The following is a 22,026-nucleotide window of genomic DNA, read 5'->3' as shown; positions in this document are numbered from 1 at the left end:
CCTAGTGCACGCCCGGCTGGTACTTCGGCAGCCGGGCGGTGATCCTCATGCCCGCCCCCACGGCGGTCTCGATGACCAGGCCGTAGTCGTCGCCGTACACCTGGCGCAGCCGGTCGTCGACGTTGGACAGGCCGATGCCGCCCGAGGGGCTGACCTCGCCGGCGAGGATGCGGCGCAGCACGGCGGGGTCCATTCCGGCGCCGTCGTCCTCGATGACCACGAGGGCTTCGGCGCCCGTGTCCTGGGCGGTGATCTGGATGTGGCACTTGCCCTCGGACACCGCCTTGCCCTCCAGGCCGTGCTTGACGGCGTTCTCCACGAGCGGCTGGAGGCAGAGGAAGGGCAGGGTGACCGGCAGCACCTCGGGGGCGATCTGCAGGGTGACGGAGAGGCGGTCGCCGAAGCGGGCCCGGACCAGCGCCAAGTAGTGGTCGATGGCGTGGAGTTCGTCGGCGAGGGTGGTGAAGTCGCCGTGTCTGCGGAAGCTGTAGCGGGTGAAGTCGGCGAACTCCAGGAGGAGTTCACGGGCGCGCTCGGGGTCGGTGCGGACGAAACTGGCGATCACCGCGAGCGAGTTGAAGATGAAGTGCGGGGAGATCTGGGCGCGCAGGGCCTTGATCTCGGCCTCGATGAGCCGGGTGCGGGACTGGTCGAGGTCGGCCAGCTCCAGCTGGACGGAGACCCACCGGGCGACCTCTCCGGCGGCCCGCACCAGCACGGCGGACTCGCGGGGCGCGCAGGCCACCAGGGCGCCGTGGACGCGGTCGTCGACGGTGAGCGGGGCGACCACGGCCCAGCTCACGGTGCAGTCGAGGGCGTCGCAGGTCAGCGGGAAGGCCTCGCCGCGGCCGGTCTCCAGCGGGCCGGCGAGGCGTTTCATGATCTCGTCGCGGTGATGGCCGCCGACGCCGTCCCAGACGAGGACCCGCTCCTGGTCGGTCAGGCACAGGGCGTCCGTGCCGAGCAGGGTCCGGAGCCTGCGGGCGGATTTGCGGGCGGTCTCCTCGGTCAGGCCGGCGCGGAGCGGGGGTGCGGCGAGGGACGCGGTGTGCAGGGTCTCGAAGGTGGCGTGCTCGACGGGGGTGCCGAGGCCGCCGAGGTTCTCCGGGCGCGCGGTGCGTCTGCCCAGCCAGAACCCGGCGGCCAGCAGGGGCAGGATCGCCACGCACAGCCCGGCGAGGAAGCCGCTCACGCCTTCACCTCCGTCCGCAGTTCCTCCGGCAGATGGAACCGCGCCAGGATCGCCGCCGTCCCGGCCGGGACCCGCCCCGCGGTGGCCAGGGACACCAGCACCATGGTGAGGAAGCCCAGCGGCACCGACCAGAGCGCCGGCCAGGCGAGCACGGCGTGCAGGGCGCCCGAGCCGGGGAAGCCGGCCATCGTCGCGGCGACGGCGACCAGCGCGGAGCCACCGCCCACCAGCATCCCGGCGGCGGCGCCCGGCGGGGTCAGCCGGCGCCACCAGATGCCGAGGACGAGCAGCGGGCAGAAGGAGGACGCGGACACGGCGAAGGCCAGGCCGACCGCGTCGGCGACGGGCAGCCCGCCGACCAGGGCGCTCGCCGCCAGCGGCACGGCCATGGCGAGGACCGTGCCGAGCCGGAAGTGCCGTACGCCGCGGGAGGGAAGCACGTCCTGGGTGAGGACGCCCGCGACGGCCATGGTCAGCCCGGAGGCGGTGGACAGGAACGCGGCGAAGGCGCCCCCGGCGACCAGCGCGCCGAGCAGGTCGCCGCCGAGGCCGCCGATCACCCGGTCGGGCAGCAGCAGGACGGCGGCGTCCGCGTCGCCGGTGAGGGTGAGTTCGGGGGCGTAGAGGCGGCCGAGGGCGCCGTAGACGGGGGGCAGCAGGTAGAAGGCGCCGATGAGGCCCAGTACGGCGACCGTGGTGCGGCGGGCGGCGACGCCGTGCGGGCTGGTGTAGAAGCGGACGACGACGTGCGGCAGGCCCATGGTGCCGAGGAAGGTCGCGAGGATCAGTCCGTACGTGGCGTACAGCGGGCGTTCGCCGCGGCTCTCGGCCTGTGAGGGCGACAGGCCGGCGATGTCGCGGCGGTCGGCCTCGGGGACGGGGTCGCCCTCGGCGAAGGTGAGCCGGGTGCCGGCGTCGATGTGGTGGGTGCCGGCGCGGAGGCGGAGTGCGGTGCCGGCGTGGGCGCGGCCGTCGACCGTGCCGTCCACGGTGACGGTCAGCGGGCGGTCGAGCTTGAGGTCGAGGCTGTCGTCGACGCGGACGACGCGCTGCTCGCGGAAGGTGGCCGGTTCCTCGAAGGCGTGGCTGGGGGCGCCGTCGCCCTGCCAGGCGAGGATCAGGAAGAGGGCGGGGACGAGCAGGGCGGTGAGCTTGAGCCAGTACTGGAAGGCCTGGACGAAGGTGATGCTGCGCATGCCTCCGGCGGCGACGGTCGCGACCACGACCACGGCGACGATGACACCGCCCAGCGAGTCGGGGGCGCCGGTCAGGACCTGCAAGGTCAGCCCGGCGCCCTGGAGTTGGGGCAGCAGATACAGCCAGCCCACCCCGACGACGAAGGCTCCCGCCAGTCGTCGTACCGCCTGCGAGGCGAGCCGGGCCTCGGCGAAGTCCGGGAGCGTGTACGCCCCGGAGCGGCGCAGCGGGGCGGCGACGAAGAGCAGGAGGACGAGGTATCCGGCGGTGTAGCCGACCGGGTACCAGAGCATGTCGGGGCCCTGGACCAGGACGAGGCCCGCGATGCCGAGGAAGGAGGCGGCGGAGAGGTACTCGCCGCTGATCGCGGCCGCGTTCAGGCGGGGCCCGACGGTGCGGGAGGCGACGTAGAAGTCGGAGGTGGTGCGGGAGATGCGCAGGCCGAAGGCGCCGACGAGGACGGTCGCGACGACGACGAGCGCGACGGCGGGGACGGCGTAGCTGGAGTTCATCGGTCCGTGTGTCTCATCGGTCTTCCACGAGCCTGACGAAGTCCCGCTCGTTGCGCTCGGCCCGCCGCACGTACCAGCGTGCGAGCAGCACCAGCGGGACGTAGATGCCGAAGCCGAGGACCGCCCACTCCACCCGCCGGGCGTCGGGCATCGCCGCGAACAGCAGCGGGAGCGGGCCGATGAGGAGGCCGAGGACGGCGAACACGGTGAGTCCGGCGCGGAGTTGGCTGCGCATGAGGGAGCGGACGTAGGTGTGGCCGAGGGTGGTCTGCTCGTCGATCTCGGTGCGGGGGCGGTAGTAGCCGGTGGTGCGGCGGGTGCGGCGGGGCGGGCCGGTGACGACGACGCGGCGCTCGGCGGGGTCCGGGGGCGGCATGTCAGGCCCTCCGCATCAGCAGGTCGCGCAGCTCGCGGGTGTGGCGCCGGCTGACCTGGAGCTCCTCGGTGCCGACCAGGACGCTGACCGTGCCGGCGTCGAGGCGGAGTTCACCGATGTGGCGCAGGGCGACCAGGTGGCGGCGGTGGATGCGGACGAAGCCGCGGTTGCGCCAGCGTTCCTCCAGGGTGGACAGGGGGATGCGGACGAGGTGGCTGCCCTTGGTGGTGTGCAGCCGGGCGTAGTCGCCCTGGGCCTCGACGTGGGTGATGTCCTCGACGGCGACGAAGCGGGTCACGCCGCCGAGTTCGACGGGTATGTGGTCGGGATCGGGTTCGTGCACGGGGATGCGGGGTGCGGCGTCGCTGAGTTCGGCGGCCCGGCGGACGGCCTCGGCGAGGCGTTCCTTGCGGACGGGTTTGAGGACGTAGTCGACGGCCTTGAGGTCGAAGGCCTGCACGGCGAAGTCCTCGTGGGCGGTGACGAACACGACCAGCGGCGGTGTGGCGAAGCCGGTGAGCAGCCGGGCCAGGTCGAGGCCGTCGAGGCCGGGCATGTTGATGTCGAGGAAGACGACGTCGATCGCCTCCGGGCCGTGCGGCCCGGACTCCAGGGCCCGGTTGATGCGGCGCAGCGCCTCGGTCGCGTCGCCGGCGCCCTCCGCGCTGCCGATGCGGGGATCGGCGTTGAGGAGGTAGAGCAGTTCCTCCAGCGAGGGGCGTTCGTCGTCGACAGCCAGGGCGCGCAGCATGAACCCGGAGTGTAGGAGTAATTCGTACGTCTGGACATGCGCTGAGGTGTCGGCGTCCGTGCCGGCCACGGAGGGGGCACCGGTGGATACAGTGCGGCCATGAACAGCAGGTTGGCCGCGTTCGACGAGCTCGATCGGAAGATCGTCACCGCGCTGATGGCGAACGCGAGGACGTCCTTCGCGGAGATCGGTGCCGCGATCGGGCTGTCGTCGACGGCCGTGAAGCGGCGGGTGGACCGGCTGCGCGACACCGGCGTGATCACCGGGTTCACGGCGACCGTGCAGCCGTCGGCGCTGGGCTGGCGCACGGAGGCGTACGTCGAGGTGTACTGCGAGGGCGCGGCGCCGCCGCGGCGGCTCGCGGAGGTGGTGCGCAACCATCCGGAGATCACGGCGGCGATGACGGTGACGGGCGGGGCGGACGCGCTGCTGCATGTGCGGGCGCGGGACGTGGAGCACTTCGAGGAGGTGCTGGAGCGGATCAGGGTGGAGCCGTTCATCCGCAAGACGATCAGCGTGATGGTGCTGTCGCATCTGCTCCCGGAGAGCCCTGAGGCGGGCGCCACTCAGCCGGCTCCCGAATAAACATCCGAGCGCGCAGCGAACCTGCGTGCTCATGGTCGAAGACGCAGCATTCCTGCGCAGACACGCAATTCTCGTTGCTTGTCGGGCGTGACCGTCACTTCCTACCTTGGTGTCAACCCCCAGTCGACACCCAGGAAGCGGAGGAACCCCTCTGTGTCCGACTCCCGTGTGCCGCGCCGACGGCGTTTCCTCGTCTGCGAACCCAGACATTTCGCCGTGCAGTACGCGATCAATCCCTGGATGCAACCCGATGTCCGCGTCGACGTGGACCTGGCCCGGGAACAGTGGCAGGCGCTGATCGGCGCCTACCGGGCCCACGGCCACACCGTCGACAGCGTGGAGCCGGCCCCCGGTCTCCCGGACATGGTCTTCGCCGCGAACTCGGCGGTCGTCGTGGACGGCCGGGTCTTCGGCTCCCTCTTCCACGCGCCCGAGCGGCGCCCCGAGTCCACGCACTACGACATGTGGTTCAAGGCGGCGGGCTTCGACGTCCACCGCCCCGAGTCGGTCTGCGAGGGCGAGGGCGACCTGGTCTGGACGGGCCGGTACGTGCTGGCCGGCACCGGTTTCCGCACCACCCGGGAGGCGCACCGCGAGGTGCAGGAGTTCTTCGGGCACCCGGTGATCAGCCTGACGCTGGTGGACCCGCGCTTCTACCACCTGGACACGGCTCTATTCGTGCTGGACGACTCCGTCGACGGCAACAACATCTCCTACTACCCGGAGGCGTTCTCGCCGGGCAGCCGGGAGGTGCTGGCGCGCCTGTACCCGAACGCCGTGACGGCGACGCTGGACGACGCGCTGGCCTTCGGCCTCAACTCCGTGTCCGACGGACGGAACGTCTTCATCGCGCCGCAGGCCGAGGCCCTCGCCGCCGCCGTCGCCGACCGCGGCTATGTCCCCGTGCCCGTCGACCTGTCCGAGTTCCGCAAGGCAGGCGGCGGCATCAAGTGCTGCACTCAGGAGATCCGTTCATGACCGCTCCCGTGACCACGCGTTCGTCCGCCGACCTGATCCGCGCCGAGCAACCGGTGCTGGCGCACAACTACCACCCCCTTCCGGTGGTCGTCGCCCGCGCCGAGGGCACCTGGGTCGAGGACGTCGAGGGCCGCCGCTACCTGGACATGCTGGCGGGCTACTCGGCTCTCAACTTCGGCCACCGCCACCCGGCCCTGATCGAGGCGGCCCACCGCCAGCTGGACCGCCTCACCCTCACCTCCCGCGCCTTCCACAACGACAAGCTGGCCGAATTCGCCGAGCGGCTGGCCGCGTTGACGGGCCTGGACATGGTGCTGCCGATGAACACGGGCGCCGAGGCGGTCGAGTCCGGCATCAAGGTGGCCCGCAAGTGGGCGTACGAGGTGAAGGGCGTCCCGGCCGACCAGGCGACGATCGTGGTGGCCGCGGAGAACTTCCACGGCCGTACGACGACGATCGTGTCCTTCTCCACGGACGAGACGGCGCGGGCGGGCTTCGGCCCCTTCACGCCGGGCTTCCGGATCGTGCCCTACAACGACCTGGTGGCCCTGGAAGCGGCGATCGACGAGACGACGGCGGCGGTGCTCCTGGAGCCGATCCAGGGCGAGGCCGGTGTGCTGATCCCCGACGACGGCTATCTGACCGGTGTCCGCGAGCTGACCCGCAGCAAGGGCTGCCTCTTCATCGCCGACGAGATCCAGTCGGGCCTGGGCCGCACGGGCCGCACGCTCGCCGTGGACCACGAGTCGGTCGTCCCGGACGTCCTGCTGCTGGGCAAGGCGCTGGGTGGCGGCATCGTGCCGGTGTCGGCGGTGGTGGCCCGCCGGGACGTTCTGAGGGTGCTGCGCCCCGGCGAACACGGCTCGACGTTCGGCGGCAACCCGCTGGCGGCGGCGGTGGGCACGGCGGTGGTGGAGCTTTTGGAGACGGGCGAGTTCCAGCAGCGGGCGGCCGAGTCGGGGGTGCTGCTGCGGGACGGACTCACCAGGCTGGTCGGCAAGGGTGTGCTCGGCTTCCGGGCGCGCGGACTGTGGGCGGGCGTGGACATCGACCCGTCCTTCGGCACCGGACGCGACATCGGCGAACGGCTGCTGCGGGAAGGGGTGTTGGTGAAGGACACCCACGGGTCGACCATTCGGCTAGCGCCGCCGCTGACCATCACGGCGGATGAACTCGCCGGAGCGCTCGGGGCGTTGGAGACGGTGCTGGCGCGGGGCTGAGCGGCCGAACGGGGTGCGGCTCTCCGGAGGGGGAGCCGCACCCCCTTCCCCTGGGCCCGCACAAGACCCACGTGTCCGCCACTCATGCTCGCGTTTCCGTCATCGTGCACTCGATCACGTTGCCGCCGGGCCGCCGCGCACACCAGGCTGTCCCCGCGGCCATCCCCACCCGCGCCCCCGTTCCCCGCGCTCCCGCATGCACTTACACTGGCACCCCCACGACACGCCGGTTGACCTGCTGGAACGCGGCGGTTGAGCCGATATGCCGGAGTGAGGAGCGTCCCTTGTTCTATTACCTGCTCAAGTACGTGTTGCTGGGACCACTGCTGAGACTGGTCTTCCGGCCCCGGATCGAAGGTCTGGAGCATGTGCCCGCCGACGGTGCGGCCATCGTCGCCGGCAATCATCTGTCCTTCTCCGACCACTTCCTGATGCCGGCGATCCTCAAGCGGCGCATCACGTTCCTGGCCAAGAAGGAGTACTTCACGGGAGGCGGCGTGAAGGGCCGGCTCACCGCGTTCTTCTTCCGGAGCGCCGGCCAGATCCCGGTCGACCGCACCGGCAAGGAGGCGGGGCAGGCGGCCATCCGCGAGGGGCTCGGGGTGCTCGCCAAGGACGAGTTGCTCGGGATCTACCCGGAGGGCACGCGGTCGCACGACGGGCGGCTCTACAAGGGCAAGGTCGGCGTCGCGGTGATGGCGCTGAAGGCCGGGGTGCCCGTCATCCCCTGCGCGATGATCGGCACCTTCGAGGCGCAGCCGCCCGGGAAGGTCATCCCCAACCTCCACCCCGTCGACATCCGCTTCGGCGAACCCCTCGACTTCTCCCGCTACGCCGGCATGGAGAACGAGAAGGCGATCCTGCGCGCCGTCACCGACGAGATCATGTACGCCATCCTCAGCCTCTCGCAGCAGGAGTACGTCGACGAGTACGCGGCCGTCGCGAAGGCGAAGGACGCCGAGGCCAGGTCGGAGAAGGAGCGGCGGTTCCCGCGCATGCCGCTCGGGTGACCTCTGCTGTCGGCAGAAACCCCTGGGAGACCCCGGCGGGAGCGGCGTACGGTCCCCGCATGACGCGACGTGCTGTGGTGATCGGGGCGACCGGACAGATCGGTCGGGCGGCGGTGGGTGTGCTGGCCCGGGAGGGCTGGGAGGTGACCGCCGCCTCGCGGGGCGGCGGCCGGGACGAGAGCTGGCCGGAGGACGTGCGTGCCGCCCGGGTGGACCGGGAGGACGACGCCGCGCTGGCCGCCGTCGTGGGCGACGGGTGCGACGTGCTCGTCGACATGGTCGCCTACGGCCCCTCCCACGCACGGCAGTTGACCTCGCTCGCCGGGCGCGTGGGGTCCGCCGTCGTCGTGTCCAGCGTGTCGGTGTACGAGGACGACAAGGGACGGAACTTCGACACACAGGACGAGCCGGACGGGTTCCCCGAGTACCCGGTGCCCCTGACCGAGGACCAGCGCACGGTGCGGCCGGGCGAGCGCTCCTACAGCACCCGCAAGGCCGCCCTGGAACGTGAACTCCTCGCCGCAGGCGCGGCGTTGCCGAGCACCCTGCTGCGGGCCGGGGCCGTCCACGGGCCGTACTGCCGGTCGCCGCGCGAGCTCTACTTCGTCAAGCGCAACCTCGACGGGCGGACCCGGCGCGTCCTCGCCCACGGCGGTGAGAGCCGGTTCCACCCCGCGAGCGTCCACAACATCGCCGAATTGATCCGGCTGGCGGCAGCCCGGCCGGGGACCCGTGTCCTCAACGCCGTCGACCCGGACGCACCGACGGTGGCGGAGATCGCCCGGACCGTCGACGCGGTGATGGGCGTGGAGCGGGAGGACGTCCTCGTCGAGGGGCCGCCGCCCGCGCCCGGTGTCGGCGACACCCCGTGGTCGGTGCCGGCTCCCGTCGTCTGCGACATGTCCGCCGCGGCACGGGAGTTGGGGTACCGGCCGGTGGTGCGGTACGCGGACCGGCTGGCCGAGACCGTCGCCTCGATCGAGGCGCAGCTCGCCGGGCGGGACTGGCGGGACGCCTACCCGAAGATGGCCCAGGCGTACGGCGACCTCTTCGACTACGCGGCGGAGGACGCCTGGTTGACGGCATGAGAAAGGGGCGGCCCTTCTGCGGGCCGCCCCCGGGTGTTACGGCTTCGGCGTGGCGTGCGGTCCGCACGTCACGTCGGCGGCGTCCAGCTTGCCACTGAGCAGGTAGGCGTCCACCCGCTCGTTGATGCACGGGTTGACCAGGCCGGTCACGCCGTGGGAGCCCGCGTCCTTCTCGGTGATCAGCCGGGAGCCCTTGAACCTCTTGTGCAGCTCGACCGCGCCGCCGTACGGGGTCGCCGCGTCCCGCTCGGACTGGACGATCAGCACACCGGGCAGGCCCTTGCCGGTCTTGACGTCCACCGGCGTCTGCTGCTTGACCGGCCAGGTGGCGCACGGCAGGTTCATCCAGGCGTTGGCCCAGGTGAGGAACGGGTAGTCCTTGTGCAGCCGAGTGTTGTCCCGGTCCCACTTCTGCCAGCTGGTGGGCCACTTGGCGTCGGTGCACTCGACGGCCGTGTAGACGGCGTTGCCGTTCTCCGAGGAGGCGTTGCCCGCCGTGTCGGAGAGGTCGGGGGCCGCCGCGTCGACGACCGCCTGGGTGTCACCGGCGAAGTACTTGCTGAGCACGGTGGCGGTGGAGACCCACGCGGAGTCGTAGTACGGGGCACTCTGGAAGAAGCCGATCAGTTCGGCCGGACCGACCACGCCACCGATCGGGCTCTTCTTGGCGGTGGCCCGCAACTCCAGCCACTTCGCCTGCACTTCGGCACGGGTGGTGCCGAGGTGGAAGGCGGCGTCGTTGGCGGCGACCCAGTCCTGCCAGTCGTTCCAGCGCTTCTCGAAGGCGACGTCCTGGTCGAGGTTGGCCTCGTACCAGATCTTCTCCCGCGAGGGGTTGACGACGCTGTCGACGACCATACGGCGGACGTGGCCCGGGAACAGCGTGCCGTAGACGGCACCGAAGTACGTTCCGTAGGAGACGCCGAGGAAGTTGAGCTTCTTCTCGCCGAGCGCGGCGCGGATGACGTCCAGGTCGCGCGCGGAGTTCGGCGTGGTCATGTGCGGCAGCATCTCGCCGCTGCGCTCGTAGCAGCCCTCGGCGTACTCGCGGGCGAGCTTGCGCTGGGCGCGCTTGTCGGCCTCGGAGTCGGGCACCGGGTCCATCTTGGGCGCCTTCACGAACTCCTGCGGGTCGATGCAGGAGATGGGCGCGGAGTGACCGACGCCGCGCGGGTCGAAGCCCACGAAGTCGTACGCCTTGGACGTGTTGACCCACACCGGCGCCTTGGTGGTGACCCGGCGCGGGAAGCGCAGGCCGGAGGCGCCCGGTCCGCCGGGGTTGTAGACGAGCGCGCCCTGGCGCTCGGCGGGGGTGCCCGTGTTGCCGATGCGGTCCACGGCGAGCTTGATCTGCTTGCCGTAGGGCTTGGCGTAGTCGAGCGGCACGGTGACCCAGCCGCACTGGATGGGCTTCTCCAGCCCCCAGTCGGCGGGGCAGTCCTGCCAGTCGATGCCGGCCTTCTCGGCCCGGGCGGCGGCGATGGCGGCACCGCGGGCCTCGCGGTCCTGGCCGTGCCGGGCGCCCGCGGTCGCGTTCGCGGTGGGCGCCGCCACGGCCCCGGCTATCAGGGTCGCCGTGACGAGCACTCCGGCGGAACCGAACGCCGCGGCCCGCTTTGTCGGTCTGTGGTGCTTCAAGTGCGACCTCCCCGTACGTCATTGATGAGTACGGGGATCCTCCCGGCTGTGGGTTCCCTGAGAACAGGGGCCGTAGCCCTTCTTTGCCAATCCGATAAACGGAGAGGGCAGTTCGCTAGCCGAGCGACGTCAGGGCCTCGTCCAGCAGCCTCCTCAGCCGCAGCGCGTCCGGCGCCACGGCACTCACCAGCGCGGCGGGCCCGGCCAGCGGCATGACCGCGGCACCGTCCCCCAGCACCTGGGGCGCCGGTGGCTCGGCGGCGAACTCCGGCCGGACGACGACGAGTTGCCCGACAGCGCGCTGCCCTGCCAGCACGGCCGGGCCGTCCCAGCCGCCCGGCGCCCCGGGGCCGCAGGCGAGTTCCTGGTCGAGCAGGGTCCGCCCGCCGACCCGCAGCACAAGCCGGCTGACGAGCCGCCCCGGCTCCTCGCCGGCCCGCCCCAGCACCTGCTCCTCCCGCAGCACGAGCCGGCCGCGCGCGCCGACGTCGACCCGAGTGGTGACGTACAGGTCACTGCCGTTCGCGCAGATCAGCTGCTCCGGCAGCCAGCTCAGCGCACCCCCGTCGGCGACGGTGAGGCGGACGTCGTAGCGCGCCTCCCCCTTGGCCTGTCCCGGCAGGGCGATGGTGGCGGCGGCCGATCCGACCCGCAGGCGGGCGCCCTCTTCCACCCCGGCCTCGACGGTGAAGTGGTCGCCGCCGAGCGGTCCGCTCATCGCGCCGACGAGCATGACCCGTGCCTCCGCCCCGCTCCCCCGGGTCCGACGCAGCGCCAGCGGGCCGTCGCCCTCCAGCACCGGGAGCGAGGTGCCGCCGCGTCCGTCGTCGCGGGCGACGATCCGCGCGGTGGCCGCCACGCCGGCGGTGCCGGTCGTCATGCCGTCCACGCCGCCAGCCGCGACCGCACCCAGGCGGCGACGTCCGCCACACCGGTCTCGCTGCGCAACGACTGGAAGACGACCGGCAGTTCGGCGCGCTGCGCCTTGGCGTCGGCCGCCATCCGCGCGAGGTCGGAGCCGACGTACGGCGCGAGGTCGGTCTTGTTGACGACGAGCAGGTCGGCGGTGGTGACGCCGGGACCGCCCTTGCGCGGGATGTCGTCCCCGCCCGCCACATCGATCACGAAGATCTGCGCGTCGACGAGCCCCTTGGAGAAGGTCGCGGTGAGGTTGTCCCCGCCGCTCTCGACGAGCACCAGATCCAGCGGCCCGATCTCGTCCTCCAGGTCCTCGACGGCTTCGAGGTTGGCGGAGATGTCGTCGCGGATCGCGGTGTGCGGGCAGGCACCGGTCTCCACGGCGGTGATCCGCTCGGGCGGCAGCACGGCCTCCCGGAGCAGGAACTCGGCGTCCTCGCGGGTGTAGATGTCGTTGGTGACGACGGCGAGGGACAGCTCGTCGCGCAGCAGCCGGCAGAGCGCGGCGACGGTGGCGGTCTTCCCGGACCCGACGGGGCCGCCGAGCCCGATCCGCAGCGCGCGACGAGAGCCGTCGGGGCGGTGCGCGTCCACGCTGACGGCGGCGGGACCGGCGTGGGAGTGGTCGAGATGCATGAGGGCGACTCCTTGATGTGTTTCGGCCTGTCCGGCGGTCGGGGGCGACGCCCTTCGGGCCGATCGGTGTCTGGGGGCGGCACCCCCAGCGGGGTCGAGGGGGCGGCGCCCCTGGAGGACGGGAACGGACAAGGGCGGCGGGGGCGAGAACGCCCCTACGACGCGAAGAGCCGTACGGGCCAGGCGGCGTGGAGCTCGGCGGAGATCTCGAGCAGGGGAGCCGAAGCCGCGGGCAACGCCTCGACACCCGCCTCGGTCACCCGCCGCGCCGCCTCCACGGCGAGCCCCGCCACCCGGTCCAGCTCCGGCGCCAGCCGGGCCAGCACCCCGGTGGCGTCAAAGGGATCGAGACTCAGCAATCGCACGGTCGCCGACGCCGGCCCGCTCACGCTCTCGTACGCCGCGCAGTATGCCGCGTCGACGGCCTCAAGCCCGGCCGCCCGCGCCGCGAGACCGAGCACGACCGGCTGATGCGCCCCCTTGGGGAACTCCCGTGCCAGGGCGTCGAGTTCGTCGGACGGCCAGGTCGCCCGAGCGGCCCGCGTCAACTGCCGCCCCAGCTTCCGCGCGGCGGCCCGCAGAGCCGGCGACGGCGTCCGGGCGTCCGCCGCCGCGTCCAGCTCCCGGGCGTCCACGCCGAGTACCGCGGCGGCGGCCAACGCCGCCGACACCAGTCCCGCCGTGTGCAGCCGCCCCCGGCAGAACTCCTCCAGGCCCGCGGCCCCGCTGATCCGCCCGGCCTTGACGGCCGCCTCGGCGCCGCCGGAGTGCGCGTGTCCCCCGGCGGGAAAGCGGCCGTCGGCCAGGACGAGAAGTGCGGCCCTGGACATCAGAAGAGGAAGTACCGCTGGGCCAGCGGCAGTTCGGCGGCCGGGGTCGCCTCGACCAGCTCCCCGTCGATGTGCACGGCGAAGCTGTCGGGGTCGACCCGCACCTGCGGACGCGCGTCGTTCTCCCGCATGTCCGCCTTGGTCACCCCACGCGTCGACTCGATGGCGACGAAACGCTTGCCCAACTGCAACCGCTCCGGCAGCCCGTCCTCGATCGCCAGCGGGGCCACGAAGTTGAACGAGTTGGCCGCGGGCGCCCGCCCGATCGCCCCGTACATCGGACGCGGCAGGATCGGCTGCGGGGTGGGGATCGACGCGTTGGCGTCGCCCATCTGCGCGTAGGCGATCTGCCCGCCCTTGACGACGAGATGCGGCTTGACCCCGAAGAACGCGGGCTCCCAGAGCACGAGGTCGGCGAGCTTGCCGGTCTCCACCGAGCCGATCTCGTGCGCCAGCCCCTGGGCGACGGCGGGGTTGATCGTGTACTTGGCGACGTACCGCCGCACGCGGTGGTTGTCGGCCCGCCCGTCGCCGGGCAGCGCACCCCGTCGGCGCTTCATGACGTGTGCCGTCTGCCAGGTCCGCATGATGACTTCGCCGACCCGGCCCATCGCCTGGGCGTCGGACGAGATGATCGAGATCGCGCCGAGGTCGTGGAGGATGTCCTCCGCCCCGATCGTCGTCGGCCGGATGCGGGACTCGGCGAACGCCAGGTCCTCCGGCACCGCGGGGTTGAGGTGGTGGCACACCATCAGCATGTCGAGATGTTCCTCGGCGGTGTTGACGGTGAACGGCCGGGTGGGGTTGGTCGAGCTCGGCAGGACGTGCGGCTCGGAGACGACCGTCATGATGTCCGGCGCGTGCCCGCCGCCCGCACCCTCGGTGTGGTACGCGTGAATCCCCCGCCCCGCGATCGCGGCGAGCGTGTCCCCGACGAACCCGGCCTCGTTCAGGGTGTCCGTGTGGATGGCGACCTGGATGCCGGTCCGGTCGGCCACCGTGAGCGAGGCGTCGATGACGGCCGGGGTCGAACCCCAGTCCTCGTGGAGCTTCAACCCCAGGGCGCCGCCCCGGATCTGGGACAGCATCGCCTCGTGCGAGACGGTGTTGCCCTTGCCGAGGAAGCCGATGTTGAGCGGGTACTGCTCCATCGCCTCCAGCATCCGGGCGAGGTGCCAGGGGCCGGGGGTGACGGTGGTCGCCTTGGAGCCCTCCGCCGGGCCCGTGCCGCCGCCGACCAGGGTGGTGACACCGGAGGACAGCGCCTCGTCGGCGATCTGCGGGCAGATGAAGTGGACGTGCGCGTCGACCGCGCCGGCCGTCAGGATGCGCCCGTTACCGGCGATGATCTCGGTCTCGGGGCCGAGCACCAGGTCGGGATGGACGCCGTCCATCGTGTCGGGGTTGCCGGCCTTGCCGATCCCGGTGATCCGGCCGTCGCGGATGCCGACGTCGGCCTTGACGATCCCCCAGTGGTCGATGATCACGGCGCCGGTGATGACGGTGTCCGGGGTGCCGTCCGCGCGCGTGGCGCGCGCCTGGCCCATGGACTCGCGGATCACCTTGCCACCGCCGAACACCGCCTCGTCACCGGCGCGTCCGGGGCCGCCGGAACGGTCCTCCTCGATCTCGACGAGCAGATCGGTGTCGGCGAGCCTGATGCGGTCGCCGGTCGTCGGGCCGAACAGGTCGGCGTACGCGGCACGCGAGATCTCAGGCATCGAGGGCACCTCCGGTCTCCCCGCGCAGTCCCGGCACGATCCGGGCGCCGGCGAGCGGGACGAGTTCGACGTCGACGGGGATTCCGGGCTCGAAGCGCACGGCGGTGCCGGCGGCGACGTTCAGCCGCTTGCCGCGCGCGGCGCCGCGGTCGAACTCCAGGCCGGGGTTGGCCTCGGCGAAGTGGTAGTGGGAGCCGACCTGGACGGGCCGGTCGGCGGCGTTGAGGACGGTCAGGCGGGTGACCTCACGGCCGTCGTTGTAGACGATCGGGTCCTCGGCGAAGAGGATCTCTCCGGGAATCACGGCGCCCCCGTCAGACGATCGGGTCGTGGACGGTGACGAGCTTGGTGCCGTCGGGGAAGGTGGCCTCGACCTGAACGTCGTGAATCATCTCGGGGATGCCCTCCATGACGTCGTCCCGGGTGAGCAGCTTGCGCCCGGAGGCCATCAGTTCGGCGACGGTACGGCCGTCACGGGCGCCCTCGAGGATGTGCGAGGTGATGAGGGCGACCGCCTCGGGGTGGTTGAGCTTCAGCCCGCGGGCCCGGCGCTTCTCGGCGACGTCGGCCGCCACGTGGATCAGCAGCCTCTCTTGCTCGTGCGGGGTCAGTTGCACGTCCCACCTCACAGTCCTCGCTCCGGACCGTGCGGGGTCCGGTTGCCGCAGCCACCGGGCAAAGTCCCTGGTGGCGTGCCGGAAGGCTAGTTGGACCGGGTTTCAAGCAAGTTAACCGAGCTGTGATCCACCGGTCGTGTCGTACGGGTCCCGCACGCTCATCAACGCCCGCAGACCGTCCCGGAGGATCTCGTGCGGCGCAGGCCCGAACAGCGCCTGCTGGGCGAGGAAGCCCATGGCCGCGGCCATCATCGTGCGGGCCACCCGGTCCGCGGAGATGTCAGACCGCATCATCCCGGTGTCCTGGTATGCCTCGACGATCCGCCCCCAGGTCTTCTGCACCGCGCTGTAGCCGTCGTGCAGGATGCCCGCGAGCTGGTCGTTGCGGAGGGTCTCCGTCCACACCTGGACGACCAGGCGCGGGAACGCGGGCCGCCCGTCCACGGTCAGGAACTCCTTGCTCTCGAGGACCCGGCCGAGCACCGACGACACCAGGAGGTCCGGCGGCGGGGGCGGGCTGCTCAGGGCCGCTTCCTCGAAACCGTCGCGGACCTGGCCGAGCACCTCCTCGACGATGGCCGCGATGAGCGCCTCCTTGCCGCTGAAGTAGCGGTACACGGCACCGGCCGACAGATCGACCTCCTTGAGGACGTCCTGCATGGACGTGGCGTGGAAGCCGTTGCGGGCGAAGCAGATCGCGGCGCCGTCGAGGATCTGCCGGCGGCGGGCGTCGAGGTGTTCCTGGGATACGCGGGCCATGGTCACCAACTTAAAACGAACGTTCCTTCTTGACAAGGCGCACACACGGCGGGACGGTGAGGGGGCAAGAAAAACGAACGATCCTTCTCTTTGAAACCGAGCCGGAGCCCTGAGCCAGAAAGGACACCCCATGTCCACCGCCTCCGCTACGACACCCGCGGGCAACGCCCGCCGGCTGATCGCGACCGCCACCCTCGTCCCGCTCCTCGCGGCGCTCGCGCTGTGGGCCTTCGCCTGGCCCGCCGCCCGGACCGCACCCCGCGACCTGCCGCTCGGCATCGCCGGCCCCGCTGCGGCGACCGCCCAGGTGGAGAGGCAACTGGCCGCGCACGAGGGCGCGTTCGAGATCCACCACTACGCGGACGAGGCCGCCGCCCGGGACGCGATCGAGGACCGGACCGTGTACGGGGCGGTAGTCGTCACCGCCGAGGGTCCCGAGCTGCTGACCGCGTCGGCCGCGAGCCCGGTGGTGGCGCAGTTGCTCCAGCAGGCCGTGGCGGCACCGGCGGCGGCCGACGGCACGCAGGTCAGGACGGTCGATGTGGTGGCGGCGCCCGCGAAGGACCCGCGGGGCGCGGCGCTCAACGCCGGCGTACTGCCGCTGGCCCTCGCCGGGATCGCCGCGGGCGCGGTGGTGACGTCGGTCGGGCTGCGCGGGACGCGGGCCGTGGCCGCCCTGGCCGGCGCCTCGGCCCTGGTGGGTGCGGCCGCCGCCGGGATCATGGACACCTGGCTCGGTGTCGTCACGGGCGACTGGTGGGCGGAGGCCGGGGTGTTCGGGCTCGCGACCCTGGCGGTGAGCGGCACGGTCGCCGGCCTGGCCGCATGCCTGGGCACCGCGGGGATCGGCGTCGCCTCCGGCGTGATCATGCTCCTGGGCAACCCGTTCTCGGGGGCGCCCTCGGCGCCGCAGATGCTCCCGGAGCCGGTCGGCGCGATCGGCCAGTGGCTGCCGCCGGGGGCGAGCGCGACGCTGCTGCGGTCGGTGGCGTACTTCGACGGGGCGGCGGCGAGCGGCCCGGCCCTGACCCTGGCCTGGTGGGCGGCGCTCGGCCTGGCCGCCGTATTGCTCGGGAACGCGCTCCGGGCACGAGCGAAGAGCACCGAGCCCGCCGCCGAAAGGGAGTTGGTGCCCGCCGGCTGACACGGGGCACCCTGGAACGGACCGCGTACCTCCGCTGTAGCGGACGGGGGTGCGCGGTCTTCTGCGGTCTTCCTACGAGGCGCCCGTGCCCCGGTGGTGGGCCGCGATGCCGAACCGCTGCGCCTCACGGGGCGGCGACGACAGCTCGCGCACGGTCGAGACCGCGCTGATCACCTGCTCCTCGGCGGGCTCCTGGACCTCCTGGAGCGCCTCCAGCCGTTCGAGGTCGGCGGCGGAGACCAGGGCGACCAGCGGCTTGCCGTGCCGCGTGACGACGACACGCTCACCGCCGTACACCACTCGGTTGATCAGGTCGGCGAGTTCAGCCCTGGCTTGCGTCACCGGAATCTCGTAGGCCATACCCCCATCATAACGTCACGTACGTCCTGTACATTTTTTACAGACGCAGAAGGAGGGGTACCCATGACCCGACCGACCGCCCGTCATGTCCTGCCCGAGTTCACCGAGCGCACGAGCTTCGGCAGCAAGACGATGGACCCGTACTCAAAGCTGCTGGAGGAGCGGATCGTCTTCCTCGGCACCGAGGTGGACGACATCTCGGCGAACGACGTGATGGCCCAGTTCATGCACCTCGAGTACCAGGACCCGGACCGGGACATCTCGCTCTACATCAACTCCCCCGGCGGCTCCTTCAGCGCCATGTCGGCGATCTACGACACGATGCAGTTCGTCACCTGCGACGTGGAGACGATCTGTCTGGGCCAGGCAGGTTCGTCCGCGGCCGTGCTGCTCGCGGCCGGCACCCCCGGCAAGCGGTCCGCGCTGCCGGGCGCACGCATGGTGATCCACCAGCCCTCGCTGCCCGGGCCGGTGGAGGGGCAGGCCAGTGATCTGGCGATCCAGGCCGAAGAGTTGGGGCGGGTCCGCGACCGCCTGGAGGAGATGCTCGTACGGCACACCGGGCGCACCCGGGAACAAGTCACCGAGGACATCGAGCGGGACAAGATCCTCACCGCCCAAGAGGCGCTGGAATACGGCCTGGTGGACCGGATCGTGCCCAGCCGCAAGACCTCGCGCCCCGCACCCGGCGCCCGGTGAGCGGGCGATGCTGCCGCCGGAACTCCCGCCGCTGCCCGCGCTGACGCGCGCCGAGGGCGAGTTGATCGACCGTTACCTGGACGTGGTCGACCTGCTCGGCCGGATCAATCCCGCGTACGACGGCGACACCTACCGCGGCCTGCGGGCCGCCCAGGCGCTGGTCGCCAAGGCGGCAGAACTGCGGGACGCGCTGACGCTGATGCACCAGCGGGGCGAGACGGAGCTGCATGCCGCAACCCTGGCGCGGGCGTTGCGCGTCCTGGACGGTGAGCGGCGCACGGCGCGGGTCACGGTGCCGCCACACCCCGGCAGTTGATGCGGACGCACCCGGTCCGGGCCGTCCGTCCCGACGGCGAGGCGTCCGGGCCGGGTTTCAAACGGACCAGAAGACGTACCCCCATTTGGAGTAGTCGCCGGTCGTCCTGCAAGGCCGTCAGGGTTGCGCAACGCGTGTAGCCCGGGGACGGAATAGGACGTTCCGCTCCTGGTCCAGGGGTCCGCGGACCCCTGGACAGTCCCTCGAACAGAGGAGTGTCCACCCGAACGGGTGAGTGGTGAGTAACAACACAAATCCCCGATTCCATTGGGATTTTCGGCATTGAGTACGTGAAGATCCCTGTCTGACGACAAGCCCCCGCCGCAGCGGCGGGGCGATCCGGGTGGACGCCGAGTCCTGCCGCCACCCGGATGACCGGTCGACAGGAGTGGATCGGCAGGAGTGGAGGACCCAAGCACGACGGGTCGCCGGAACGGTCACGCCATGACCGGGCCGAGCATCCCTTGGGGTGAAGCCGCGTCAGCGGCCGGGCAACTTCGCCAGCCCGAATCCGACAGGTCATCCTTCACAGGCGGCTGACGAAGGGTTGCGCATGTCTGCGCTCAATCGTGTCCCGTCGCTCATGGCCCGAGCCGGTACGGCCTCGGCCCTCACCATCGCCGCAGTGGGCGGCTCCATCGTGGTCCCGGGCGTCGCCTCCGACGCCGCGGCCGCGACACCGGCGACGAAGGCACTCCAGATCGCGGCCTCCAAGAAGGGCTCCCCGTACAAGTGGGGCGCCGCGGGGCCGCACAGGTTCGACTGCTCCGGGCTCACGCTGTACTCGTACAAGAAGGCCGGCAAAAGCCTGCCCCGCACGGCGGCCCAGCAGTACAACAAGACCCGCCACATCTCGGCCGGCAGCCGCAAAGCCGGAGACCTCGTGTTCTTCCACTCGGGGTCGAACGTGTACCACGTCGGCATCTACGCCGGGAAGGGGAAGATCTGGCACTCCCCGAAGAGCGGGGAGGTCGTGAAGCTCCAGAAGATCTGGACGAAGAGCGTCTGGTACGGCCGGGTCAAGTGACCTTCCCGCGGGGGTGGCGGCGACCTGACCCGCCGTCACCCCTGCGGGGCCTCGGCATCAGCCACGCCTGAGGGCCGACAGCGGTTCGAACAGCAGGACCACACCCAGCAGGGTCAGCGCGGTGCCGGTGACGCCCGCGACGAGCCGTGCGGCCCGGGGCCGCCTGAGCCACCGGCCCAGCCGGTCCACCAGCAGCGCCACCGCCGGGAACCACACCAGGGCGAGCACCACCACGATCAGCGCCAGCAGCAGGGTCCGGGGCAGCGCGGCATCGCCCGCGGGCACGAACTGCGGCAGCAGGCTCAGGAAGGTGATGGGGGCCTTCGGATTGAGGGCGTTGGTGACGAACCCCTGCCGCAGCGGTCGTGCGGCGCCGCCCGCGGCCTCCTCGACCGCCGGGTCCGGACGGCCGCTCAACGCGCGCAGCGTCCGCACCCCCAGGTACAGCACGTAGACACCGCCCAGCAGTTGGAGTGCGCGGAACAGCGCCGGTACGGCCGTCAGGACCGCGGCGACTCCGGCCACCGCCAGCGCCGTGTGCAGCAGCAGCCCGCCCGCGATCCCGAGCGCACACGCGACGCCGGCCCGGCGGGAGACGAGGGCATTGCGTACGACCACGGTGAAATCCGCGCCGGGCATGGCGACCATGCCGGCCGCGACCCCGGTGAAGGCGATGAGCTGTCCGTCCATGCCGCCCAGCCTGCCGCGCGGGAGCCTTCAGCAGGTATGTCGAATATTCTGGGTCTGCCTTAAGCATGTCTTTAGGCAAGCTCTCTAGGCACCGCAGCGGGCACTGCTCTTTCAAGCCCGCTCTTCAAGCCCGCCCTTCAGGCTCAGGAGTCCGGCATGTACGACCCGAACCGGCTCGCCGCGCTGGTCGCGGTCGCCGAGGCCGGCTCGATCACCCGGGCCGCCGCGCGCCTCGGGTACACCACCCCCGCGCTCTCCCAGCAACTGGCCAAGCTGGAGCGGGAGGCTGGCACGGCTCTTCTCGTACGGCATCACCGCGGCGCGCGGCTCACGGACGCCGGTGAGCTGCTGGTGGCCCGGGCCCGCCGGGTGCTGGACGAGCTGGAGCAGGCCCGCCATGAAATCGCCCGGCTGACCGGGCTGTCCGGCGGCACGCTGCGGCTCGGCACCTTCCAGACCGCGGGCATGCAGGTGCTGCCACCGGTGCTGAGCGCGTTCCGCCGGGCGCACCCGGACGTGGAGCTGACCGTGGCCCACCTCGAACCGCCCGCTGGGGTGGCCGCGGTGGCGGCCGGGGATGTCGATCTGGCGCTGACGCACTTCTACGAGCCCGCGGAGCCCGTTCCGCTGCCCGCGTCCGTCGCCGTGGAACCGGTGCTGGTGGAGGAGCTGGTCCTGGTGACCGCCCCGGGCCACGCGCTCGCGGACGGCACCGCACGCCTGCCGCTGACGGAACTCGCCGGACAGCCACTGATCAGCATGGCCCCGGACCACCCCGCCCGGAAGGGTGTGGAGGCGGTGCTCGCCCGGGCCGGGGCCACCCCGTCCGTGCTGGTGGCGACACCGGTGTACGCCCTGGTGTGTGCCCTGGTCAGTGCGGGGCTGGGGATCGCGGTCGTGCCGGAGATGGTGGCGCGCATGGCGGTCACGCCGGTGGGGACGCGGCTGCTGGAGCCGGGAGATCTGCGCCGCACCGTCTCGGTCGCCTACCGGACCGACGAGTCGGCGCCCGCGACGGACGCCTTCCGGGCACTCCTGCGCGGCGCGTTCGGCCGCGCCAGGCAGACCGCCGGGCAGGCGGGACGGTGACGGCAGGTCCTAGGGTTCCTGCTGCCCCGCCGCCGGCACCGGCTCCGCCGGTACCGTCCACGGGAGTTCGATGGAGACCGTCTTGCCGCCCTCGCGGGTGGGCCTGACTCTCAGCTTGCCGCCGCACTCCGCGGTGAGCCAGCGGATGATCACCATGCCCCGGCCGTTGTCCTGCTGGACGGCGGCCGGCAGTCGTTTCGGGAAGCGGGGGTGGCTGTCGGTGACGCCGATGCGCAGCTGCTCGTCGCGGTCGAGGTGGAGGTCGACCGTGAAGGTGGGTGACTGACCGAAGGTGTGCTGTACGGCGTTGGTGGCGAGTTCGGACACGATGAGCCGGATCGTCTCCGCCGCATCCGTGTCCGCCGGCAGCCCCCACTCCGACAGCGTGCTCAGGACGTAGGCGCGGGCCGCGGAGACCGAGGCGGGATCGCTCGGCAGAGTGACGGATGCTTCCAGGTGGTCTGCCATGGCGACGTCGTCCCTTTCCCACGGGACCGCAGTCCGACATGGAGCGGATGGTTCGAGTACGGTCCCGGACTGGTGCTTCTTCGCCAGACTGCCATTACCAGGCCGGTCACGGTGCCGATCCACCAAGATATGCATATATCTGTCGCTCGAAGCGGTGAACTCTCCGACGGAAGACCGTATTTGGGCGCCTCGGAAGGAGTAAGGA

25 protein-coding genes and 1 riboswitch are annotated in these 22,026 nt (G+C 71.8%); of the genes, 10 read left to right on the top strand and 15 right to left on the bottom strand.

Annotation, left to right across the window (positions count from 1 at the left end):
* Position 1: 1 nt before the first annotated feature.
* Genes DI272_RS42205 through DI272_RS42190 form a run of 4 tightly spaced genes read right to left on the bottom strand, consistent with a single transcriptional unit; the run spans position 2 to position 4,028 of the window.
* A complete protein-coding gene (locus tag DI272_RS42205; RefSeq protein WP_109500429.1) occupies positions 2-1,192 on the bottom strand; it encodes a sensor histidine kinase in 1,191 nt (396 codons plus the stop codon).
* The gene (locus tag DI272_RS42200; protein WP_109500428.1) at positions 1,189-2,901 is read right to left on the bottom strand and encodes a cation acetate symporter; all 1,713 of its coding nucleotides are present in this window, start codon (positions 2,899-2,901) and stop codon (positions 1,189-1,191) included. The genes DI272_RS42205 and DI272_RS42200 overlap by 4 nt, the downstream gene beginning before the upstream one ends.
* 13 nt (positions 2,902-2,914) lie before the next feature.
* Positions 2,915-3,277, bottom strand: a complete 363-nt coding sequence (locus DI272_RS42195) for a hypothetical protein (protein ID WP_109500427.1) — start codon at positions 3,275-3,277, stop codon at positions 2,915-2,917.
* A 1-nt stretch (position 3,278) separates the two neighbouring features.
* Positions 3,279-4,028, bottom strand: a complete 750-nt coding sequence (locus DI272_RS42190) for a LytTR family DNA-binding domain-containing protein (protein ID WP_109500426.1) — start codon at positions 4,026-4,028, stop codon at positions 3,279-3,281.
* 99 nt (positions 4,029-4,127) lie between these two features.
* On the opposite strand from DI272_RS42190, the gene DI272_RS42185 reads away from it, so the two are divergent.
* From DI272_RS42185 to DI272_RS42165, 5 genes are all read left to right on the top strand, one after another.
* On the top strand, positions 4,128-4,613 hold the full coding sequence (locus DI272_RS42185) for an Lrp/AsnC family transcriptional regulator (protein WP_109500425.1): 486 nt from the start codon (positions 4,128-4,130) through the stop codon (positions 4,611-4,613).
* 153 nt (positions 4,614-4,766) lie between these two features.
* Positions 4,767-5,591 carry a dimethylargininase gene (gene ddaH, locus DI272_RS42180; RefSeq protein ID WP_109500424.1) on the top strand — a complete coding sequence of 275 codons (825 nt, stop codon included), beginning with the start codon at positions 4,767-4,769 and terminating at the stop codon, positions 5,589-5,591.
* Positions 5,588-6,811, top strand: a complete 1,224-nt coding sequence (gene rocD / locus DI272_RS42175; RefSeq protein WP_109500423.1) for an ornithine--oxo-acid transaminase — start codon at positions 5,588-5,590, stop codon at positions 6,809-6,811. The genes ddaH and rocD overlap by 4 nt, the downstream gene beginning before the upstream one ends.
* Positions 6,812-7,095: 284 nt before the next feature.
* Positions 7,096-7,821: a 1-acyl-sn-glycerol-3-phosphate acyltransferase gene (locus DI272_RS42170; RefSeq protein WP_109500422.1), complete on the top strand. Its 726-nt coding sequence runs from the start codon at positions 7,096-7,098 to the stop codon at positions 7,819-7,821.
* A gap of 59 nt (positions 7,822-7,880) precedes the next feature.
* Positions 7,881-8,909, top strand: coding sequence for an NAD(P)-dependent oxidoreductase (locus tag DI272_RS42165; RefSeq protein ID WP_109500421.1), 1,029 nt, complete (start codon positions 7,881-7,883; stop codon positions 8,907-8,909).
* Positions 8,910-8,945: 36 nt separating this feature from the next.
* Here DI272_RS42165 and DI272_RS42160 read toward each other — a convergent pair whose 3' ends face one another.
* The 8 genes from DI272_RS42160 to DI272_RS42125 all read right to left on the bottom strand — a co-directional run bounded on the left by DI272_RS42160 (position 8,946) and on the right by DI272_RS42125 (position 16,028).
* A complete protein-coding gene (locus tag DI272_RS42160; RefSeq protein ID WP_109500420.1) occupies positions 8,946-10,547 on the bottom strand; it encodes an alpha/beta hydrolase in 1,602 nt (533 codons plus the stop codon).
* A 115-nt stretch (positions 10,548-10,662) separates the two neighbouring features.
* Complete coding sequence (locus tag DI272_RS42155) at positions 10,663-11,427, bottom strand: urease accessory protein UreD (RefSeq protein WP_109501319.1); 765 nt, start codon at positions 11,425-11,427, stop codon at positions 10,663-10,665.
* Positions 11,424-12,101 carry an urease accessory protein UreG gene (ureG, locus tag DI272_RS42150; RefSeq protein ID WP_109500419.1) on the bottom strand — a complete coding sequence of 226 codons (678 nt, stop codon included), beginning with the start codon at positions 12,099-12,101 and terminating at the stop codon, positions 11,424-11,426. The genes DI272_RS42155 and ureG overlap by 4 nt, the downstream gene beginning before the upstream one ends.
* Before the next feature lie 155 nt (positions 12,102-12,256).
* Positions 12,257-12,931 carry an urease accessory protein UreF gene (locus DI272_RS42145; RefSeq protein WP_109500418.1) on the bottom strand — a complete coding sequence of 225 codons (675 nt, stop codon included), beginning with the start codon at positions 12,929-12,931 and terminating at the stop codon, positions 12,257-12,259.
* Positions 12,931-14,652 carry an urease subunit alpha gene (locus tag DI272_RS42140; RefSeq protein WP_109500417.1) on the bottom strand — a complete coding sequence of 574 codons (1,722 nt, stop codon included), beginning with the start codon at positions 14,650-14,652 and terminating at the stop codon, positions 12,931-12,933. Before DI272_RS42140 ends, DI272_RS42145 begins: the two co-directional genes overlap by 1 nt.
* Positions 14,645-14,956: an urease subunit beta gene (locus DI272_RS42135; protein WP_109500416.1), complete on the bottom strand. Its 312-nt coding sequence runs from the start codon at positions 14,954-14,956 to the stop codon at positions 14,645-14,647. The genes DI272_RS42140 and DI272_RS42135 overlap by 8 nt, the downstream gene beginning before the upstream one ends.
* Before the next feature lie 10 nt (positions 14,957-14,966).
* A complete protein-coding gene (locus tag DI272_RS42130; RefSeq protein WP_010355509.1) occupies positions 14,967-15,269 on the bottom strand; it encodes an urease subunit gamma in 303 nt (100 codons plus the stop codon).
* A gap of 111 nt (positions 15,270-15,380) precedes the next feature.
* Complete coding sequence (locus tag DI272_RS42125; protein WP_109500415.1) at positions 15,381-16,028, bottom strand: TetR/AcrR family transcriptional regulator; 648 nt, start codon at positions 16,026-16,028, stop codon at positions 15,381-15,383.
* 130 nt (positions 16,029-16,158) lie between these two features.
* Here DI272_RS42125 and DI272_RS42120 point away from each other — a divergent pair, with 130 nt between their 5' ends.
* Positions 16,159-17,172, top strand: coding sequence for a hypothetical protein (locus DI272_RS42120; RefSeq protein WP_109500414.1), 1,014 nt, complete (start codon positions 16,159-16,161; stop codon positions 17,170-17,172).
* A gap of 72 nt (positions 17,173-17,244) precedes the next feature.
* Here DI272_RS42120 and DI272_RS42115 read toward each other — a convergent pair whose 3' ends face one another.
* A complete protein-coding gene (locus DI272_RS42115) occupies positions 17,245-17,532 on the bottom strand; it encodes a type II toxin-antitoxin system Phd/YefM family antitoxin (RefSeq protein ID WP_109500413.1) in 288 nt (95 codons plus the stop codon).
* A gap of 63 nt (positions 17,533-17,595) precedes the next feature.
* On the opposite strand from DI272_RS42115, the gene DI272_RS42110 reads away from it, so the two are divergent.
* The 3 genes from DI272_RS42110 to DI272_RS42100 all read left to right on the top strand — a co-directional run bounded on the left by DI272_RS42110 (position 17,596) and on the right by DI272_RS42100 (position 19,574).
* Complete coding sequence (locus DI272_RS42110) at positions 17,596-18,231, top strand: ATP-dependent Clp protease proteolytic subunit (RefSeq protein ID WP_109500412.1); 636 nt, start codon at positions 17,596-17,598, stop codon at positions 18,229-18,231.
* Positions 18,232-18,238: 7 nt separating this feature from the next.
* Positions 18,239-18,547 (top strand): hypothetical protein, encoded by a 309-nt coding sequence (locus DI272_RS42105; RefSeq protein WP_109500411.1) that lies wholly within the window; start codon positions 18,239-18,241, stop codon positions 18,545-18,547.
* 338 nt (positions 18,548-18,885) lie between these two features.
* Positions 18,886-19,097, top strand: a riboswitch (cyclic di-AMP (ydaO/yuaA leader).
* A gap of 3 nt (positions 19,098-19,100) precedes the next feature.
* On the top strand, positions 19,101-19,574 hold the full coding sequence (locus DI272_RS42100) for a C40 family peptidase (protein ID WP_109500410.1): 474 nt from the start codon (positions 19,101-19,103) through the stop codon (positions 19,572-19,574).
* Positions 19,575-19,631: 57 nt separating this feature from the next.
* Here DI272_RS42100 and DI272_RS42090 read toward each other — a convergent pair whose 3' ends face one another.
* Positions 19,632-20,264 (bottom strand): LysE family translocator, encoded by a 633-nt coding sequence (locus DI272_RS42090; RefSeq protein ID WP_109500409.1) that lies wholly within the window; start codon positions 20,262-20,264, stop codon positions 19,632-19,634.
* A gap of 156 nt (positions 20,265-20,420) precedes the next feature.
* On the opposite strand from DI272_RS42090, the gene DI272_RS42085 reads away from it, so the two are divergent.
* Complete coding sequence (locus tag DI272_RS42085; protein WP_109500408.1) at positions 20,421-21,353, top strand: LysR family transcriptional regulator; 933 nt, start codon at positions 20,421-20,423, stop codon at positions 21,351-21,353.
* Between the two features lie 9 nt (positions 21,354-21,362).
* Here the strand turns inward: DI272_RS42085 and DI272_RS42080 are convergent, their stop codons facing one another.
* Positions 21,363-21,821: an ATP-binding protein gene (locus tag DI272_RS42080; protein WP_109500407.1), complete on the bottom strand. Its 459-nt coding sequence runs from the start codon at positions 21,819-21,821 to the stop codon at positions 21,363-21,365.
* Positions 21,822-22,026 lie beyond the last annotated feature (205 nt).

The organism is Streptomyces sp. Act143, from assembly GCF_003143935.1.
GTDB lineage: Bacteria > Actinomycetota > Actinomycetes > Streptomycetales > Streptomycetaceae > Streptomyces.
Note: the sequence above shows the minus strand (reverse complement) of the source record. Positions and strands in the feature narration are given on the sequence as shown.

Bases quoted from the DNA above. Each gene is read 5' to 3' on its own strand.
- DI272_RS42110 (WP_109500412.1), top strand. From the start codon at position 17,596: ATGACCCGACCGACCGCCCGTCATGTCCTGCCCGAGTTCACCGAGCGC.
- DI272_RS42190 (WP_109500426.1), bottom strand. From the start codon at position 4,028: ATGCTGCGCGCCCTGGCTGTCGACGACGAACGCCCCTCGCTGGAGGAA.
- DI272_RS42120 (WP_109500414.1), top strand. From the start codon at position 16,159: ATGTCCACCGCCTCCGCTACGACACCCGCGGGCAACGCCCGCCGGCTG.
- DI272_RS42105 (WP_109500411.1), top strand. From the start codon at position 18,239: ATGCTGCCGCCGGAACTCCCGCCGCTGCCCGCGCTGACGCGCGCCGAG.
- DI272_RS42090 (WP_109500409.1), bottom strand. From the start codon at position 20,264: ATGGACGGACAGCTCATCGCCTTCACCGGGGTCGCGGCCGGCATGGTC.
- DI272_RS42155 (WP_109501319.1), bottom strand. From the start codon at position 11,427: ATGACGACCGGCACCGCCGGCGTGGCGGCCACCGCGCGGATCGTCGCC.
- DI272_RS42080 (WP_109500407.1), bottom strand. From the start codon at position 21,821: ATGGCAGACCACCTGGAAGCATCCGTCACTCTGCCGAGCGATCCCGCC.
- DI272_RS42145 (WP_109500418.1), bottom strand. From the start codon at position 12,931: ATGTCCAGGGCCGCACTTCTCGTCCTGGCCGACGGCCGCTTTCCCGCC.
- DI272_RS42195 (WP_109500427.1), bottom strand. From the start codon at position 3,277: ATGCCGCCCCCGGACCCCGCCGAGCGCCGCGTCGTCGTCACCGGCCCG.
- DI272_RS42115 (WP_109500413.1), bottom strand. From the start codon at position 17,532: ATGGCCTACGAGATTCCGGTGACGCAAGCCAGGGCTGAACTCGCCGAC.
- DI272_RS42085 (WP_109500408.1), top strand. From the start codon at position 20,421: ATGTACGACCCGAACCGGCTCGCCGCGCTGGTCGCGGTCGCCGAGGCC.
- DI272_RS42165 (WP_109500421.1), top strand. From the start codon at position 7,881: ATGACGCGACGTGCTGTGGTGATCGGGGCGACCGGACAGATCGGTCGG.
- DI272_RS42185 (WP_109500425.1), top strand. From the start codon at position 4,128: ATGAACAGCAGGTTGGCCGCGTTCGACGAGCTCGATCGGAAGATCGTC.
- DI272_RS42200 (WP_109500428.1), bottom strand. From the start codon at position 2,901: ATGAACTCCAGCTACGCCGTCCCCGCCGTCGCGCTCGTCGTCGTCGCG.
- ureG (WP_109500419.1), bottom strand. From the start codon at position 12,101: ATGCATCTCGACCACTCCCACGCCGGTCCCGCCGCCGTCAGCGTGGAC.
- rocD (WP_109500423.1), top strand. From the start codon at position 5,588: ATGACCGCTCCCGTGACCACGCGTTCGTCCGCCGACCTGATCCGCGCC.
- DI272_RS42125 (WP_109500415.1), bottom strand. From the start codon at position 16,028: ATGGCCCGCGTATCCCAGGAACACCTCGACGCCCGCCGCCGGCAGATC.
- DI272_RS42100 (WP_109500410.1), top strand. From the start codon at position 19,101: ATGTCTGCGCTCAATCGTGTCCCGTCGCTCATGGCCCGAGCCGGTACG.
- DI272_RS42140 (WP_109500417.1), bottom strand. From the start codon at position 14,652: ATGCCTGAGATCTCGCGTGCCGCGTACGCCGACCTGTTCGGCCCGACG.